The organism is Bradyrhizobium sp. USDA 4504, assembly GCF_054063995.1.
In genome coordinates this window covers 2,471,761-2,488,081 of sequence record NZ_JBSSGV010000001.1, presented here as the reverse complement: position 1 = coordinate 2,488,081, position 16,321 = coordinate 2,471,761, and the positions used below count along the sequence as shown (strand labels likewise).

The 16,321-nt window shown below is 65.0% G+C and carries 19 protein-coding genes; 11 read left to right on the top strand and 8 right to left on the bottom strand.

Annotated features, from left to right (window positions below; genetic code table 11):
* The first annotated feature begins 155 nt into the window (after nucleotides 1-155).
* Complete coding sequence (locus tag ACVMB1_RS11185; protein WP_016843931.1) at nucleotides 156-539, top strand: hypothetical protein; 384 nt, start codon at nucleotides 156-158, stop codon at nucleotides 537-539.
* Between the two features lie 85 nt (nucleotides 540-624).
* On the opposite strand, the gene ACVMB1_RS11180 is transcribed toward ACVMB1_RS11185, so the two are convergent.
* Both ACVMB1_RS11180 and ACVMB1_RS11175 read right to left on the bottom strand, forming a co-directional pair.
* A complete protein-coding gene (locus ACVMB1_RS11180; RefSeq protein WP_141340489.1) occupies nucleotides 625-1,407 on the bottom strand; it encodes an SDR family NAD(P)-dependent oxidoreductase in 783 nt (260 codons plus the stop codon).
* Nucleotides 1,408-1,441: 34 nt separating this feature from the next.
* Nucleotides 1,442-2,032, bottom strand: coding sequence for an NADPH-dependent FMN reductase (locus ACVMB1_RS11175; protein WP_057019944.1), 591 nt, complete (start codon nucleotides 2,030-2,032; stop codon nucleotides 1,442-1,444).
* A 192-nt stretch (nucleotides 2,033-2,224) separates the two neighbouring features.
* Here ACVMB1_RS11175 and ACVMB1_RS11170 point away from each other — a divergent pair, with 192 nt between their 5' ends.
* Entirely contained in the window at nucleotides 2,225-2,476 is a 252-nt protein-coding gene (locus ACVMB1_RS11170) for a hypothetical protein (protein ID WP_057019943.1), read from the top strand.
* Nucleotides 2,477-2,640: 164 nt separating this feature from the next.
* Nucleotides 2,641-4,722, top strand: coding sequence for a methyl-accepting chemotaxis protein (locus ACVMB1_RS11165; protein ID WP_456816148.1), 2,082 nt, complete (start codon nucleotides 2,641-2,643; stop codon nucleotides 4,720-4,722).
* 149 nt (nucleotides 4,723-4,871) lie between these two features.
* On the opposite strand, the gene ACVMB1_RS11160 is transcribed toward ACVMB1_RS11165, so the two are convergent.
* On the bottom strand, nucleotides 4,872-6,035 hold the full coding sequence (locus tag ACVMB1_RS11160; RefSeq protein WP_016843936.1) for an acyl-CoA dehydrogenase family protein: 1,164 nt from the start codon (nucleotides 6,033-6,035) through the stop codon (nucleotides 4,872-4,874).
* Between the two features lie 236 nt (nucleotides 6,036-6,271).
* Nucleotides 6,272-6,949, bottom strand: a complete 678-nt coding sequence (locus ACVMB1_RS11155; RefSeq protein ID WP_141340487.1) for a nitroreductase — start codon at nucleotides 6,947-6,949, stop codon at nucleotides 6,272-6,274.
* Between the two features lie 150 nt (nucleotides 6,950-7,099).
* Here ACVMB1_RS11155 and ACVMB1_RS11150 point away from each other — a divergent pair, with 150 nt between their 5' ends.
* Nucleotides 7,100-7,348 carry a hypothetical protein gene (locus tag ACVMB1_RS11150; protein WP_021079659.1) on the top strand — a complete coding sequence of 83 codons (249 nt, stop codon included), beginning with the start codon at nucleotides 7,100-7,102 and terminating at the stop codon, nucleotides 7,346-7,348.
* A 125-nt stretch (nucleotides 7,349-7,473) separates the two neighbouring features.
* Here the strand turns inward: ACVMB1_RS11150 and ACVMB1_RS11145 are convergent, their stop codons facing one another.
* Both ACVMB1_RS11145 and ACVMB1_RS11140 read right to left on the bottom strand, forming a co-directional pair.
* The gene (locus ACVMB1_RS11145; protein ID WP_076832093.1) at nucleotides 7,474-7,719 is read right to left on the bottom strand and encodes a hypothetical protein; all 246 of its coding nucleotides are present in this window, start codon (nucleotides 7,717-7,719) and stop codon (nucleotides 7,474-7,476) included.
* Between the two features lie 71 nt (nucleotides 7,720-7,790).
* Nucleotides 7,791-8,477: an AraC family transcriptional regulator gene (locus ACVMB1_RS11140; protein ID WP_349629106.1), complete on the bottom strand. Its 687-nt coding sequence runs from the start codon at nucleotides 8,475-8,477 to the stop codon at nucleotides 7,791-7,793.
* Between the two features lie 675 nt (nucleotides 8,478-9,152).
* Between ACVMB1_RS11140 and ACVMB1_RS11135 the strand changes: the two genes are divergently transcribed.
* The 3 genes from ACVMB1_RS11135 to ACVMB1_RS11125 are packed head-to-tail and all read left to right on the top strand — an operon-like array spanning nucleotide 9,153 to nucleotide 10,415.
* On the top strand, nucleotides 9,153-9,866 hold the full coding sequence (locus tag ACVMB1_RS11135) for a DUF2336 domain-containing protein (protein WP_159109438.1): 714 nt from the start codon (nucleotides 9,153-9,155) through the stop codon (nucleotides 9,864-9,866).
* A 4-nt stretch (nucleotides 9,867-9,870) separates the two neighbouring features.
* The gene (locus ACVMB1_RS11130; protein WP_456848548.1) at nucleotides 9,871-10,173 is read left to right on the top strand and encodes a PilZ domain-containing protein; all 303 of its coding nucleotides are present in this window, start codon (nucleotides 9,871-9,873) and stop codon (nucleotides 10,171-10,173) included.
* Nucleotides 10,174-10,223: 50 nt separating this feature from the next.
* Nucleotides 10,224-10,415 carry a hypothetical protein gene (locus ACVMB1_RS11125; RefSeq protein WP_057019937.1) on the top strand — a complete coding sequence of 64 codons (192 nt, stop codon included), beginning with the start codon at nucleotides 10,224-10,226 and terminating at the stop codon, nucleotides 10,413-10,415.
* A gap of 25 nt (nucleotides 10,416-10,440) precedes the next feature.
* On the opposite strand, the gene ACVMB1_RS11120 is transcribed toward ACVMB1_RS11125, so the two are convergent.
* Nucleotides 10,441-11,316, bottom strand: a complete 876-nt coding sequence (locus tag ACVMB1_RS11120; RefSeq protein WP_057019936.1) for an MBL fold metallo-hydrolase — start codon at nucleotides 11,314-11,316, stop codon at nucleotides 10,441-10,443.
* Between the two features lie 110 nt (nucleotides 11,317-11,426).
* Here ACVMB1_RS11120 and ACVMB1_RS11115 point away from each other — a divergent pair, with 110 nt between their 5' ends.
* The 3 genes from ACVMB1_RS11115 (at nucleotide 11,427) to ACVMB1_RS11105 (ending at nucleotide 14,087) form a co-directional block, all read left to right on the top strand.
* Nucleotides 11,427-12,338: a dienelactone hydrolase family protein gene (locus tag ACVMB1_RS11115; protein ID WP_246786588.1), complete on the top strand. Its 912-nt coding sequence runs from the start codon at nucleotides 11,427-11,429 to the stop codon at nucleotides 12,336-12,338.
* 65 nt (nucleotides 12,339-12,403) lie between these two features.
* Entirely contained in the window at nucleotides 12,404-13,378 is a 975-nt protein-coding gene (locus ACVMB1_RS11110) for a glycerophosphodiester phosphodiesterase family protein (RefSeq protein ID WP_141340484.1), read from the top strand.
* Between the two features lie 76 nt (nucleotides 13,379-13,454).
* Nucleotides 13,455-14,087, top strand: a complete 633-nt coding sequence (locus tag ACVMB1_RS11105) for a DapH/DapD/GlmU-related protein (protein WP_141340483.1) — start codon at nucleotides 13,455-13,457, stop codon at nucleotides 14,085-14,087.
* 1 nt (nucleotide 14,088) lies between these two features.
* On the opposite strand, the gene ACVMB1_RS11100 is transcribed toward ACVMB1_RS11105, so the two are convergent.
* Complete coding sequence (locus tag ACVMB1_RS11100) at nucleotides 14,089-15,711, bottom strand: ABC-F family ATP-binding cassette domain-containing protein (RefSeq protein ID WP_028344860.1); 1,623 nt, start codon at nucleotides 15,709-15,711, stop codon at nucleotides 14,089-14,091.
* A 159-nt stretch (nucleotides 15,712-15,870) separates the two neighbouring features.
* Between ACVMB1_RS11100 and ACVMB1_RS11095 the strand changes: the two genes are divergently transcribed.
* A complete protein-coding gene (locus ACVMB1_RS11095) occupies nucleotides 15,871-16,314 on the top strand; it encodes a DMT family transporter (protein WP_016843015.1) in 444 nt (147 codons plus the stop codon).
* Nucleotides 16,315-16,321: the final 7 nt, after the last annotated feature.

Below are 16,321 nucleotides of genomic sequence, written 5' to 3'. Positions count from 1 at the left end.
GCCACATGCTGCCGAAATCGTGCTCAAATCGTGGCAGCGCAGGTTGGAACACGTCCGTTTGATCGGTTCTTTCCGTGAGTGTGTCCTGGCGGTTGCACTCGGTTCCCTTGGACGCTAGCTTCACAAAAAACGTCCAAAACCTCCGGAGGAAATTCATGCGTTACGCCCTGCTGATCGGCGGCCTGATTGTCGCAGCAACCCCTGCCCATGCCGATCCGCGCGCGGCCTATGTCACGATGGTGCTGCAGGCCTTCGCCGCCAAGGTCGAGTGCCCCGGCACCGATCTGGTCTATCAGGACCTCGTGCAGCGGGCGCAGGACATGCATCTGCCCGACGGCACCACCGAGAAGGTGCGCAAGGCGATCGCCTTCATGCATACCGGCGGCAAGATGGGCGAGAAGCAGGCCGACGACCTGATGACGGAAGTCGCGATCGCAACCCAGACCACCGACCTCGATCAGCGCCGCGCCGGCAGCATGACGACCTGGTGCCAGGACCAGAAGACGCGGCTCGCGGGTTACATCAGGACGAAGGAATAGAACGCGTTTTCGAGCGAAGCCTGTCCCGCACTTGATGCGGGATGGGCACCGGTTCGCGTGAAGAAAACGCGTCAGACAAGAATCCTCAATCGAGCTCCGGCGGCGCGAACCAGTTGGTCAGCGACAGGCCGCCGTCGACCACGATCGACGCCCCGGTGACGTAACCCGAGAGCTTGTGCGAGAGCACGGCAAGCGCCATCGGCGCCAGATCGTCCGCCTGGCCAAGCCGCCCGAGCGGAATGTGCTTTGCCAGCGCGGGATCGGCGACGAAGCCGCCGGCCGCGATCGCGCCGGGCACCAGCGCATTGACGCGGATGCCATAGCGGCCCCAGCTCTTGGCAAGCTCCTTCACCAGCATCGCCATGCCGGCCTTCGTGGTCGAGTAATGCGGCAGGTTGCGCGGCGTGCCGGCATGCAGCGAGGTGAGCAGCAGGAACGAGCCCGGCGTCTTCGCCGCGATCAGCCTGCGCGCCAGTTCGCGCGACAAATGAAAGCCGGCATCGAGATTGACCGCATGCATCTGCCGCCAGATCTCTTGATCGACGGCCATCGCATGATCGGCTTCGCGGCGCGGCGGCGAAGCACTGTGGACGAAATGGGTCACCTGCCCGAGCGAGGCTTGCGCATGCGCCAACAGGGCGTCGCACGCCGCGTGCTGCGCGAGATCGCCGGCCCACGCGACCGCGAGTTCGGGACGCGGCGCGGCCTTGATCGCCGCCAGTACCCTGTCCTCATACAGATCGGCAAACACCGTCCGCACACCTTCGCCGACCAGGGCCTGCGCAATGGCGCGGCCGATGCCGTTGCCCGCGCCGGTGACCAGGGCTGTCTCGCGTGCGGGATCGAACGGCGATGTGAAGAGGCTCATGATCGCGAAACTCCCGGGATTGGCAGACCTGCGCTCAGTAGGGCGGCGCCTTGCGCGCCCGCTGTGCCTTGGCGGCTTCGATCCACCAGGAAAAATCCTCGGCAAAGCGCGGAAAGGCGCGTTCGAGCGCCTTGCCGCCCTCGCCGATCGGCTTGCCCTCGGCCGATAGCGTCTGCGCGATCGGCCCCGCACCGATCGTGCTCGATACCACCACCATGCCCATCTCGGACAGCGTACCGTGCCAGGCGGTCGCGGCACGCACGCCGGCGAACCGCCCGGCCGAATAGCTTGCGATCGCCGCGGGACGCCAGAACCATTCCTCGAGGAAATGGTCGGTCAGGTTCTTGAGCCCGGGCTGAATGCCCCAATTGTATTCGCCGGTGACGAACAGGAAGCCGTCGGCGTCGCGGATTTTTCCGGCGAGCGTTTCGAGCACGGCCGGCGCCTGCCCCTTGGGATGTTCCTTGTACATCCGGTCGAGCATCGGCAGGCCGACCTCCTTGGCATCGATCAACTCGACATCGTTGCCGCGGGCACGAAGGCCGTCGACGACGAAATGTGCCAGCCGGATGCCCATGCGATCCGAGCGATAGGAGCCGTAGAACACGAGTATGCGGTGGGTCATGGGGCGATCCTAGCACGGTGCGGCAACAGCGTCCTGCGGCGCGGGCGCGGTGAGCCGCCGCGCACAAGTGTTAACCGGCATGCCGGCTCGTTCCGCCAGCATTAAGCAATTCGTCGCAGGCCCTTCGCCGTGGCCAAAAATCGCCAGATTTGTTTTCTGGATATGTTTTCGCTTCGAGAAGGAGGAACCGACATGCGGATCGCAAAGCTGGTTTTCGCAGGCTCGCTCGCAGCCATCGCTGCCGTTGCCACGCCCGCGCTGGGCAAGAGTACCGAGCGGCAGAAGGCCGACGACAAATCCACGACCACCACCTCGTCCGGCTGCCAGGCCTATCAGCAGGCCGCCGATGGCACCTGGAACCAACTCCCCTGCGGCGAAGCGGGCTCGAACGGCGCCACCCAGCACCGCCCCGCGGCCAAGGGCGCTGACGACGACGAGCACTGACGTGTCACGCCCGCCGCCACGCGCGGCCGGGCGACGCGGCGCCTTCGACTTTCGGACCAAACGGCCGGGGCCGTTGCGGCGGCTCCCGCATCATAAACCCAAGCTTAATGCACGCCCGCTACGGTTGAGGCCACCCCTCTCTCGTCAAGAATGGCGCGCATCCCATGAAAATCGGTACTCTCCTGACGGCCGCGATCGTCTCATTGTCCGCGGTCGGCGGCGGACTGGCGGCCTATGTCGCGGTGACCAAGTACCAGACCATGGACAAGATCTCGACCGCGCAGAGCCGGCTCGAAATCGTCCGCGCCGTCGGCGACATCCCGCGCTACATGAACTCCGAACGCGGCATGTCCACCAACCTCTTGTTCAGCACCGGTGCGATCGACCAGAAGCAGATCACCGATCTCGACAAGCTGCGCAAGCTGACCGACGGCGCCCTCGCCAAGGTCAATCAGGTCCGCGCCACGCTGCCCGGCTCGCTCGACGACGGCGAAGCGGTTGCGAGCGCGATCGATGCGCTGAAGGCCAAGTTCGTCGCGCTCCGCGACGCGATCGAGAAGGCGATCGCAGGTCCGGTCGATGCCCGCCGTCCGGCGGCAACCAAGATCGTCGCCGACAACTCCGTCTTCAACGCCGGCGTCACCGTGCTGCTCGACGAGCAGGTGCGCCGCCTCGCCGGCCTTGACGGCAACGCCTACCGCCAGGCCAGCTACGCCAATGTCGCCTGGACGCTGCGCGACACCGGCGGCCTCAATGCCAGCCTGCACAAGGCGCTGGTCGGCGCCAAGCGCGTCGCGACCGAACAGGAAAAGCTGGAGCTGTTCCGCAGCACCGGCCGCACCGAGCAGATCCTCTCGACGCTGCAGGAGTTGCGCAACAATCCGGCGACATCAGCCAATGTCCTGACGGCGCTGGGCAAGATGCAGGCCGACTACGTCGAGCGTTTCGGCAAGGCGCTGAAGCTCGCCAAGGAAGGCGCGATCTCCGGCAAGTATGAGCAAGACGTCGAGACCTATTACGCCGAATCCCAGATCGGCCTCGCCTCCATCATCACCGTGCGCGACGCATTCTACGAGAACGCCGAGCAAGGCCTTGCGGGCGCCTATTCGTCGGCGCGCTTCAGCTTCGTGGTGGCGCTGATCGGGCTGCTCGCGGTCGTTGCCGTCAGTGCCGGCCTGATCGTCATGGTCCGCCGCCGCATCCTCAACCCGATCGCGGCCCTCACCGGCCGGATGTCGCGTCTTGCCGCGGGCGAAGTTGCCGAGACGATCCCGGGCGCCGCGCGCAAGGACGAGATCGGCGCGATGGCCGCCGCCGTGCAGGTGTTCAAGGACAACAAGATCGAAGCCGATCGCCTCGCTGCCGAGAAGGAAGCCGAGAACGACGTCAAGATGCGCCGCGCCCGCGTGCTCGACGATCTGACCCGCGCCTTCGAAGCCAAGGTCACCGAACTGGTCGGCGGATTGTCCGCGGCATCCTCGGTGATGGAGGACACGGCGCAATCGATGTCGGCAACCGCCGCCGACACCAACCGCCAAGCCGCAATCGTCGCCGCGGCGTCCGATCAGACCTCGACCAACGTGCAGACGGTGGCGAGCGCCACCGAGGAGCTGACCTCCTCGATTTCGGAGATCGCCCGCCAGGTCGCGACCTCGACCGAGATCGCCGCGCGCGCGGTCGATCATGCCCGGCGTACCGGCGACACCGCGCGCTCGCTGGCCGAGGGCGCGCAGAAGATCGGCGACGTCGTGACGCTGATCCAGAGCATCGCGGCACAGACCAATCTGCTGGCGCTCAACGCCACCATCGAGGCGGCCCGCGCCGGCGAGGCCGGCCGCGGCTTTGCCGTGGTCGCGTCCGAGGTGAAGTCGCTGGCCGGCCAGACCGCGAAGGCAACCACGGAGATCTCCGAGCAGATCACCGCGATCCAGACCGCGAGCGACGAGACCGTGACGGCGATCCGCAGCGTCATCGACGTCATCACCGAGATCGACCAGATCGGCACCGCGATTGCCGCCGCGATCGAGGAACAGGGCTCGGCGACCAAGGAGATCTCGCGCAGCGTTCAGGAAGCCGCGCGCGGTACCCAGGAGGTCAATTCCAACATCTCCGGCGTGCAGCGCGCCGCGGACGACACCGGCGGCGCCGCGAACCAGGTGCTGGGCGCGGCCGAACAGCTCTCGACGCAGTCCAAGGACCTCGCCGGCCAGGTCAACCGCTTCCTGTCCGACGTGCGGGCCGCGTAATCGAGACCACGTGGCGACCACGTGGCAGGTTTTCTCCTCGTCATTGCGAGGAGCGACAGCGACGAAGCAATCCATGTCTCCACTGCGGCACGATGGATTGCTTCGCTTGCGCTCGCAATGACGGGTTTGCTTGAGGGCCGCGCGCCCTGCTAGCCGCCGCGCAGGCCGAGCACGCGGCGGGCGATCGCCTGGCGATGCACCTCGCTCGGGCCTTCGTAGACCCGCATCAGGCGGGCCTTCTGCCACAGCGCGTTCAGCGGCAATTCCAGCGTCACGCCGAGCGCGCCGAGCGTCTGCATGGCGTGGTCGCAGGCGTCATAGGCCATCTCGGTCGCGAACACCTTGATCATCGAGGCCTCGTGGCGGATGTCCTCGCCGCGGTCGGTCTTGTCGGCGGCCTCGCGCACCATCAGCCGGCACGCATGCATGCGCGTGGAGATATCGGCGATCCACCACTGGATCGCCTGGCGCTCGGCGAGCTTGACGCCGAACGTCTCGCGCTGTTTGGCGTGCTCGCACATCATGTCGAGCGCACGCTTGGTGATGCCGACGCAGGTCGATCCCATCTCGAGCCGCCGCGTGCGCAGCCGCAGCTGCATCGGCGCGTAGCCCTTGCCGACCTCGCCCAGCACGGAGTCCTTCGGGATGCGGCAGTCCTCGAACACGATCTCATAGGTCGAGCCGCCGCCGACCATCGGAATCTCGCGCTCGATGATGAAGCCCGCCGTGCCCTTCTCGACGATGAAGGAGGTGATGCCGCCCTGGCGCTGATCGTTGCCGACCCGCGCCATCACGATGATGAAGTCGGCGGCGCGCGCATTGCTGATCCAGATCTTGCGGCCGTTGAGCACCCACTGTTCGCCTTCGAGCACCGCGCGCGTCTTCATGCCCGCGGGATCGCCGCCGGCTCCGGGCTCGGAGATCGCGATCGCCGAGGCCATCCGGCCTTCGATATAGGGCTGCAGATATTTCTTCTTCTGCGCGTCGGTACCGACCGCCTGCAGCATGCGCAGGTTCGGCGAGTCCGGCGGCAGCACGAACGGCACGCAACTGCGGCCGAGTTCTTCGTGCACCGCAGCCATCGTGCGCGTCGGCAGGTCGTGGCCACCGAGATCCTCGGGCGCATCGAGGCCCCAGAGGCCGAGCTCCTTCGAGACGTCGCGTAGCCGCTTGCGCTGTTCCGACGTGAGCTCGGGGTGATCGCTGCCGGGCAGCTTCGATTTCAGATAGTGCGGCTCGAGCGGGATCAGTTCGCGATCGACGAATCTCGCGACGGTCTCGCGGATCATAGCTGTCTGTTCATCGTCGCTCATCTGGGATTCCTCGCCCGCGCTGTTGTGCTTCAAAAAACCAGTAGCGCATTTTTTACCGGCGAGAATAGCGGAAACGCGCAGCCACGCTCACGCTCGCGCGATGGTTTCACGGCGCGGAATTCAATATCCCGCGGCGTGGTCGGCGCGTACGCCAATGCGCCGGACACGCCCGTGCATCGCGCAGCCGATCGCGACGCACGAGGTTGTTATCCCCTGAGCAAGCGATCGACGCGGCGCTAATCGGCAAAGCCGACGTAGCGGACAAAATCGTTGTTGGCCTCGCGGTCGGAGCGCACCGCATTGGCGGCAAAGCTGTCGTCGGGATAGCCCATCGCGACGCAGGTCATGATCACCTCATCTTCCGGGATGTCGGCGACCTCGCGCACGATGTCGGAGCGCATGATGCCCTGGCCGTTGATCACGCTGCCAAGGCCGCGATCCCAGGCTGCCAGCACGATGCCGTAGCAGAGCGCGCCGAGATCGAAATGGCAGACCGCGCCCGGATCGAGGATCCGGTCGTAGGTCAGGACCAGCGACACCGGGGCGTCGAACTGGCGGAAGCCGCGCAGCACCCAGTCCTGCCGCATCGGCTTGTCGTCGCGGGCGATCCCCATCGCCCCGAACAGCTTCTTGGCGATGTCGACCTGGCGGCCGCGGTGCACGCCCTGGTATTCGCCATGGCTGACGATGTCGCGCTTCACCTTGGCACCGGCGACCATCTCTTCCATGTTGCGGCGGCGCACTTCCTCCAGCGGCGCCCCGGTCAGGACGTGAACGTGCCAGGGCTGGGTGTTCATCGAGGACGGCGCGCGCTTGGCCACCTCGATGATCTCCTCGACGGTCGCCCGCGACACCGGCTGCTTCTTGAACCCGCGCACGCTTTTGCGTGACTGTACCAGCGTCTCGAATTCCATTCCGCGCTTCCCCGATTTTGTTCCGCGCTGCGCGCGGAATTTCCTTGATCTGATCGGGTTATTTTATCGACAAAATCGGCCATGGGAACTTGATCGGGCCAAGAATCCCGTATCCAATCCGGCCACTGGTTTGGTTTAGGGAGAACCCAGATGAAGCGGATTTTCTTGGCGGCCGTGATCGCGACCTTTGCCGCCGGTTCGGCATTTGCACAGGACGCCTCCTGCGAGACGAAAGCCGTCGGCAAGGACGGCAAGCCGCTGGCCGGCGCGGCCAAGACCTCGTTCATGAAGAAGTGCACGACGGACGCCTGCGAGACCAAGGCAGTCGGCTCCGACGGCAAGAAGCTCGCCGGCGCGGCCAAGACCTCGTTCATGAAGAAGTGCCAGAGCGGCGCCTGAGCCTCTCGCCGACGCCTTTTCACCCCTCATCGGGACAGACTTCAATCGGGACAAACCATCGGGTCGCGCAGGGCGCGGCCCGAACGGCTATTGGCCGGTGGATCGCCCCTGATCGGCGGGCGCCCTCAGAACGATACGCCGACCCGCACACCCCTGCTCCAAACCCGCCGGCAACGCTTCCGGGTGTTGCCATGAAACATTTCGAAACGCTCCGGCAATTGGGTCGGCTTGGCAAATTCCAGGCAGGCCCCGCCGGCGGAATAGTCCACCAGCCGGCACTCGATCAGCGGCGCCTTCGGTTCAAGCTGGAGCTTGACCACACTGGACACGCATCCGCTCGGACGAACACGCGCAAATCTCCGGGGATGCATTGCCGTCGCCTCTGGTGAAATCGTACCCACAGGCTCGTCGGCGGCCGTTAAGATTCCGTTCAGATCGATGGTTACGAACCGTGTCCGCGGGACGGATCGGCGCGGGTGGCGCCCGGACGGCGCGAGGCGGCCAATGTTTCGGATGGCGCTTCCCCGAATTGCGACCGATAGCTGCGCGAAAAATCGCTCAAGTGCCAAAATCCGTAGGCCAGCGCGCACATCTTGACGCTGGGCGCACCGGCCAGCAGTTGCTGGCGCACCAGCCAGAGCCGGCGCAACCGCAAATAGCGATGCAGGCTGACGCCCCGGTAGCGCTGGATGGCGTCATGCAGCGTGCGCACCGACACGCCGATCTGCCTGGCGAGTTCGCCGCTGTAGATCGGGTGCGCCACGTCGCCTGCCAGAATTGCGCGCGCGTCGTTGAAGACCTTGAACTGGCGCGTCGTGTTGGCCCGCGTCGTCCACTTGGCCGGCACAATCTCGGCGAAGGCGTTGTCGATCGCGGCAAGCAGCGTCTCCTTGATCGACTCGCCGCTGGCGAACGGGGCATCATCGGTCGGCTGCGAGGTCACGAGCAGGATGTGCCTCACCACTTCGCGCAGCCGATCCTGCGCGCGTTGAGAAATTTCGTGAATGCTGAAATGGAGACCCGCCTGCGGCCAGCCACGATCGACAATCTCCGGCGTAAACATCACCGAGGCATATTGGCGGGGCGTCTCCTCCACCGACGAGTAGAACGCGCCGCCGCCACCGAGCACGATGACCGCGCGATCGCGCTCGACGCCGTTGAAGCGGATCGGGACCCCGTCATCCATCGTGAAGCCGGCCGCAGTGGTGTGCGGCGCAAGCTGTGCGTCGACGATCCGCGGAAAGGACTGCGTGTAGTTGAGCTCGCATCCCGGCAAACTCAGGATGACCTGCTCGGCCGAAATCTTCCGCGCAAGTGGCGTGAAATCAACATCCAGATTTCGGATCGAACTCCGGAATGCATCAACATCGTCAAAACGAAAGACTCTCGGCACCGGTAATGGCGCCGTCAAATGACCGCTCCCGTGAAATGCTCTTGAAAAATTGCGCGCGACGCGGCGCCTTGCGCGCCGGCCGCATCAATAAATTCCATGCACAAAATGCGAATCGTCCAATAGGTTCAATCAGGAAAAATGCGGTCCGTTCGTCGAACCGGACAATCCGCCAATGTAACGCGGCTGCCGAATTTCGATAGTCTTTAGCGGGATATCCACCGCCGCAATCGGCCCTCCCCATCAATTTCTATACCCCTATTAAAGATTCGAGGAGCAAATTGGCATCGGGAACGATGATGTTCCTCGTCGCGGACCATTTTAGAGACCGCAATGACAGTTATTGCCTCGCCCGATCTTATTGCCAAACTCGACCATGTCTTGAAAGCTGGCTCGCCCGACCTCCGCACGCGCATGCTGCAGGAGGTGGCCGGGTTGTTTCTCGAAGACGCTCACCGCCTCAGCGCGCACCACGTCGAGATGTTCGACGGCATCCTGGTCCGCCTGACCGAGAACGTCGAACTACGGACCCTGACCACGCTCAGCCGCTCGTTTGCCGATTTGCGCTTGGTGCCGCGGGAACTCGCGCGCCGTCTGGCCAACCATGACGACGCCGATGTCGCCGCTCCGATCCTGCGCAAATGCGAATGCCTCCCCGATGCCGACCTGATCGACATCGCCTGGATGCGGGCCGAGGGACACCTCTGCGCGATCGCAGGACGCAAGGCCGTCAATGCGGAGCTCACGGACATTCTCCTGATGCGAGGCGACAGCAGCGTGCTTCGGGTCCTCGCGCGCAATCCCGGCGCTGAACTGACCGGCGCGGGCCTCGCCATGATGATCGATGCTGCCGAGCGCGACGACGACATCGCCGACGGATTGATCTCGCGCAAGGATCTACCTCGCCGCGTTCTTGCCGACCTCGTTATGCGGTCCACGCCGCGCCAGCAGGCCCGGCTGCTCAAGCTTGCGCGGCCCGATCTTCAGGACACGATCCGCGCTGCAATCGATGCCAGCGCAGCCCGCGCCTCCGCGACCCCACCAGCCACAATCGACGATGCGGAGGCGCGGGCCACGGTAACGACGAAGCGCTCCCGGGCAGGAAGCGCTCTCAGGTCGTGCGAGTGATGCAATGACGTATGGTGACCGCACGGCGGAACGCGTCAGGCTCGAGACGCGCTATCCCGTCAATCTCATGGGTGTCGACGGCACGTGGCGGCGGAGTTGCATCCTGCTCGACGTCTCGCAGAGCGGGGCCCGGCTCGAGGTCGACGGATCGCTCGATGTGCTGAAGGCCCAGGAGTTCTTCCTGGTGCTGTCCTCGCGTGGACTGGCCTTCCGCCGCTGCGAGCTCGTTCGCGTCGACGGTGCCGAGATCGGCGTGAGGTTCATCGAAGAGAGACGGCGAAAGGGACGCCCCGTCATTCCAAGGTGAGGATTGCAAAATGAGGATTGGCGCAACCGGCCCGAAGGGAAGTTGACGACATGACCGTACAGAGAGCGACCAACATCAGGGTATCGACCGCCTCCGCCGCACCGTTGCGCGGGACCATCGAGATCGACTGCGCCGGCAGCGTCGCGACGTTTGCGATCGACGAGGAAATGGCGCATCGCCTGTGCGCCGATCTGGAACGGTTTCTGACCCAGGTCCCGCGCCGGACCCGCGCAGCGCGGTGACCTTGAGCTGCCGACTGTCGCGCGCCTACTCCCGCTTGAAGCGATAGTCGAAGCGATCGCCATCTGCCTTGATCAGGCCGACCGTCGGGGCCGGAAAATGGATCGGCAGGATCAGCGTGTCGGTCTCGGCAACGGAGGCAAAGAATTTCCGCCGCGATATCGCCGACTGCTTCGGGTCCCAATCGGGCTTGGCCGACCATTCCGGTTCGCGGCACTGGATTGCATGGTGCATAAGGTCGCCGGCGACCACCGCGCGCTGCCCCTTCGAGAAGATGTTGATGCAGCAATGGCAGGGCGAATGGCCCGGGGTCGGCGTCAGCGTCACGGTGTCGTCGAGCGCGTAGTCGTCGTCGACCAGGAGCGCCTGCCCGGCCTCGACGATCGGCAGGCAATTGTCGCGGAACACCGTACCGGGCGGATTGGCGCCCTTGGCGTTCTCGGCCTCCCAGGCCGCATACTCGCCCTTGTGGAAGACGTATTTCGCGTTCGGGAAGGTCGGCACCCAGCGCCCGTCGCGCAGCGTCGTATTCCAGCCGGTGTGGTCGATGTGCAGATGGGTGCAGAACACATAATCGATCTGCTCATAGGAGATGCCGAGCGCGAACAGCTCGTTGCGCCAGCGCTCCTTGCCCGGGAAGTCGAACGGCGGCGGGTGGCCCTTGTCCTCGCCGGTGCAGGTATCGACCAGGATGGTGTAGCGCGGCGTCCGCACCACGAAGGTCTGATAGGTGATCACCATCATGCCGCGCGCGGCATCGAAGACCTCCGGCTCCATCGTCTTCAGATGATGCTTGAACACATCGTCGTTGTAGGTCGGGAAGAAATCCTGCGGCCGCCGCCACGGTCCTTCGCGCTCGATCACCGCGTCGATCGTGATGTCGCCGATCCTGATCTGCTTCATGGTTGTTTCGCTCCCGGTTTTTTGTAAAGCGTAGCGGGCGGCACCTCGCCTCACAAGCCGAGCGCCGTGCAGCACGCCATGCGGCTTTGCATTGCTGGAGGGAAACAACCATGCCGCAAATCATCCGAAATCCTGCTCATGCTGCGGGAATGACCCATTGCGCGATTCCGATCGTCCTCCTGATGCTCACGACATTGCCGACAGCGGCGGCAGCCGCGCCCGACACCGTTTTCTTTCCGAGCGCCGACGGCAAGACCGAGATCGTCGGCTACCTGTTCAGGCCGCAAACGCCGGGCCCGTACCCTGCCATCGTGCTGCTGCACGGCCGCGGCGGCCCCTATTCGACCAATGTCAACAAGGACTGCACGCTGGTGTCGCGAACCAATCCGTCGGCGGCCTGCAATGCCGGCAGCCTGTCCAAGCGCCACGCGATGTGGGGACAGTATTGGGCCGACCACGGCTATTTCGCGCTGCTGCCGGACAGTTTTGGTCCGCGCGGCAAGGCGCACGGCTTCGGCCGCTACACGCATGACGATCCTGATCGCAGCGACGTCAATGAAAAGACTGTGCGGCCGCTAGACGCCGAGGGCGCGCTGAGCTGGCTGCGCAGCCAGAAGGAGATCAGCAGCAACCGCATCTTCCTGCAGGGATGGTCGAATGGCGGCAGCACCGCGCTGAACGTGATGCAGCGGCAAGGCGCGACGACGTCGGGGTATCGCGCCGCGCTCGTGTTCTATCCGGGCTGCGGGCCGGCCGCGCTGCTGGCGCAGACGCTCGGGTCGGCAGCACCGATCACGATGTTGCTCGGCACGGACGACGAGGAAGTATCGCCCGACCGCTGCCGGGACGTCGCCAGCCGCTCCGTTGCTGCCGGCAGCAAGATCGACGTCGTGGTTTATCCGGGTGCCACCCACGATTTCGACGATCCCGGCCGTCGCCGCCAGTCGAATCCCGCCAACAGCGCGGCGCTCCAGGACGCGATGGTGCGGGCGATTGCCGCAATCGACGGCTTGAAGGATTAGGCCGCCGCAAATCGACCAGAAAGCACCCCTACCCGGGCCGGCGATCCAGCAAGGAACCGAGTCGCTTGGGCAGGAAACTGAAATACGCGGCAGCGGCGATCGTTGCCGTCGCCGCCGCAATCTACCTCAACAACACGAGCCTTCTCGCAACGCATGCCGGCGGCAAGCCGGTGCTGCTCGCCCATCGCGGCATGGCGCAGCGCTTCGACGAGCGCGACCTCAAGAACGACACCTGCACCGCGGCGCGCATGCTGCCGCCGACCCATGACTATCTCGAGAACACGATCCGCTCGATGCGGGCGAGCTTCGAGCGCGGCGCCGATATCGTCGAGCTCGACGTCCATCCGACGACCGACGGCGAGTTCGCGGTGTTTCACGACTGGACCGTCGATTGCCGCACCGATGGCCAGGGCGTCACCCGCGAACAGCCGATGGCGCGGCTGAAGATGCTCGATATCGGCTATGGCTACACGGCCGATGACGGCAAGACCTTCCCGTTCCGCGGCAAGGGCATCGGCCTGATGCCGTCGCTGGACGAGGTGCTTAAGACCTTTCCGGATCGCCGGCTCCTGATCAACGTCAAGAGCCGCGATCCCTCGGAAGGCGAGAAGTTCGCAACGGTCTTGAACCGGCTCGCCGCCGAACGGCGCAAGCTGATCATGGTTTATGGCGGCGACGAGCCGATCGAGGCGATCCGGCGGCTTGCGCCGGAGACCCGAACCATTTCGCGCGCGACGCTCAAGAGATGCCTCGTCCGCTATATCGGCTATGGCTGGACCGGCATCGTGCCTGATGCCTGCCGCAACGCCATCGTGCTGGTGCCGATCAACTACGCGCCCTGGCTATGGGGATGGCCGGACCGCTTCCTCAACCGCATGGCCGCGGCCAACAGCGCGGTCTTCGTGCTCGGGCCTTATCAGGGCGGCGAATTCTCGACCGGGGTCGACGATGCCGACCTGTTCCGGCGCCTGCCCGAAAGCTATTCCGGCGGGATCTGGACCAACGAAATCGAGACCATCGCCCGCCTCGCCGGGCGTTAGATCCGGCCTCCTCCTGTCATCTCTCCGTCATAGAAATTGTGCGACTGAAGCGGCTCGTCGCATCGAGGACAACGCTATGAACGCACCGAGCCTGACCCGCCCCAAGATCGCCGAAACCGTCATCGAGCCGACGGTCAAGCTGCGCGAGGTCAGGGTCGGACGTTGCTGTGAGGTTCTCGGCGACACCGCGATCGAATACACCGAACTTGGCGACTACTCCTATCTCGGCAGCGGCTGCATCGTCGCCGACGCCGTGATCGGCCGCTTCTGCGCGATCGCGGCGCAGGTCCGGATCGGCGCGCCCAATCATCCGCTCAAGCGCCCCTCCCAGCATCGCTTCACCTATTGTCCGGAATATTACACCGCCTCAGCCGAGCGCGATCATGACTTCTTCAGGAACCGACGCGCGGATCGCGTCGTGATCGGTAACGACGTCTGGATCGGCCACGGCGTGATCGTGCTGCCCGGCGTCACTGTCGGAGACGGCGCGGTGCTGGCGGCCGGCGCCGTGGTCTCGCGCGATGTCGCGCCCTACACCATCGTCGGCGGCGTGCCGGCCCGGCCGATCAAGGAGCGGTTCAACCGCAAGATCGCCGCCGAGCTGTCGCAGATCGCCTGGTGGAACTGGCCGGCTGAAACCATCTGGGAGCGCCTGCCGGAATTCCAGTCCGGCGACGTCGAGGCGTTTTGCGCGCGATGGCGGACTTGAGCTAGCTCCGCAGTCCCGGCGCTTCCTGGCCGGTACGCGCGACATACTCAGTGTAGCCGCCGCCATATTGGTGGATGCCGTCAGGGGTTAGCTCCAGCACGCGGTTGGAAAGCGCGGCGAGGAAGTGCCGGTCGTGCGAGACGAACAGCATCGTGCCTTCGAACTCGGAGAGCGCTGATATCAGCATTTCCTTCGTGGCGAGATCGAGATGGTTGGTCGGCTCGTCGAGCACCAGGAAGTTCGGCGGATCGAACAGCATCTTGGCCATCACCAGCCGCGCCTTCTCTCCACCCGAGAGTACCCGGCACTTCTTCTCGACGTCGTCGCCGGAGAAGCCGAAGCAGCCGGCCAGCGCGCGAAGGCTGCCCTGGCCGGCCTGCGGAAACGCGTCCTCCAGCGACTGGAACACGGTGCGCTCGCCATCGAGCAGGTCCATCGCATGCTGGGCGAAATAGCCCATCTTGACGCTGCCGCCGACCGCGACCGCGCCGTCGTCGGGCTCGGTTGAACCGGCGACCAGCTTCAGGAGCGTCGACTTGCCGGCACCGTTGATGCCCATCACGCACCAGCGCTCCTTGCGACGGATCATGAAGTCGAGGCCGTCATAAATGCGCTTGCTGCCATAGGCCTTGTGGACGTTCTTCAGGCTGACGACATCCTCGCCCGAGCGCGGTGCCGGCTGAAATTCGAACGCCACGGTCTGCCGCCGCCGCGGCGGCTCGACCCGTTCGATCTTGTCGAGCTTCTTGACCCGGCTCTGCACCTGGGCGGCGTGCGAGGCGCGCGCCTTGAAGCGCTCGATGAATTTGATCTCCTTGGCGAGCATTGCCTGCTGCCGCTCGAACTGCGCCTGCTGCTGCTTGTCGGAGAGCGCGCGCTGCTGTTCGTAGAACTCGTAATTGCCGGAATAGGTGGTGAGCTGGCCGGCGTCGATCTCGACCACCTTGTTGATGATCCGGTTGATGAACTCGCGGTCATGCGAGGTCATCAGCAACGCGCCCTCATAGCCTTTCAGGAACTGCTCGAGCCAGATCAGGCTTTCGAGATCGAGATGGTTGCTCGGCTCGTCGAGCAGCATGACGTCCGGACGCATCAGAAGAATACGCGCAAGCGCGACGCGCATCTTCCAGCCGCCGGAGAGTTTGCCGACGTCGCCGTCCATCATCTCCTGGCTGAAGCCGAGACCCGCCAGCGCCTCGCGCGCGCGGCCGTCGAGCGCATAGCCGTCGAGCTCCTCGAACTGATGCTGCACCTCGCCATAGCGCGCGATGATATCGTCCATCTCGTCGGCCTTGTCGGGGTCGGCCATCGCGGCCTCGAGTTCCCTGAGCTCGGCCGCGACCACGCTGACGGGCCCTGCCCCATCCATCACCTCGGCGACCGCGCTGCGGCCGGACATCTCGCCGACATCCTGGCTGAAATAGCCGATCGAAATGCCGCGATCGAGCGAGACCTGGCCCTCGTCCGGGATTTCCCGGCCCGAGATCATCCGGAACAGCGTGGTCTTGCCGGCGCCGTTCGGCCCGACGAGGCCAATCTTCTCGCCCTTCTGGAGCGCCGCGGAGGCTTCGATGAAGAGGATCTGGTGGCCGACTTGCTTGGAGACGTTATCGAGGCGGATCATGCTCTAATACTGGGGAACTGAGGGTTTGCGGCCTCTTATTCGATCTGGGCCGTGGGTGGAAGCCCATTCCGCAGGTTCGTGCCGCGTTTCGTGCATGCCACGATCGTTGCCAATCGAATATGACATGAAGCGGTTCGACGATCGGTTTTGGGGCATCTTATGCAAGTCTGGTTTCTCTATCTGCTCGCGCTCGGCGCCGGCATCTGCGTCGCCGTTCAGCAGGTCCTGAACGGCAATCTCAGGTCCGCCCTCAACTCGCCGGCCTGGGCCGGGCTCGTCAGCTATCTCGGCGGGCTCGTGACGATGGCGGTCGTGCTGGTCGCGACGCGCGAGCCGGTGCCGTCCTGGAAGCTGGTGACGGCGGTGCCGTGGTGGGCCTGGAGCGGCGGCGTCCTCGGCGGCATCTTTATCCTGCTGATGATCCTGCTGCTGCCGCCACTCGGCGCCGCGACCCTGCTGGCACTGGTGGTTGCGGGTCAAATGCTCGCGGGCATCGCGATGGACCATTTCGGCCTGTTCGGGCTGGCGCAGCACCCGGTGTCGGTTTCACGGCTGGCCGGCATCGCGCTGATCATCGGCGGCGTGCTTCTGATCAAGGATTGACGGGCTC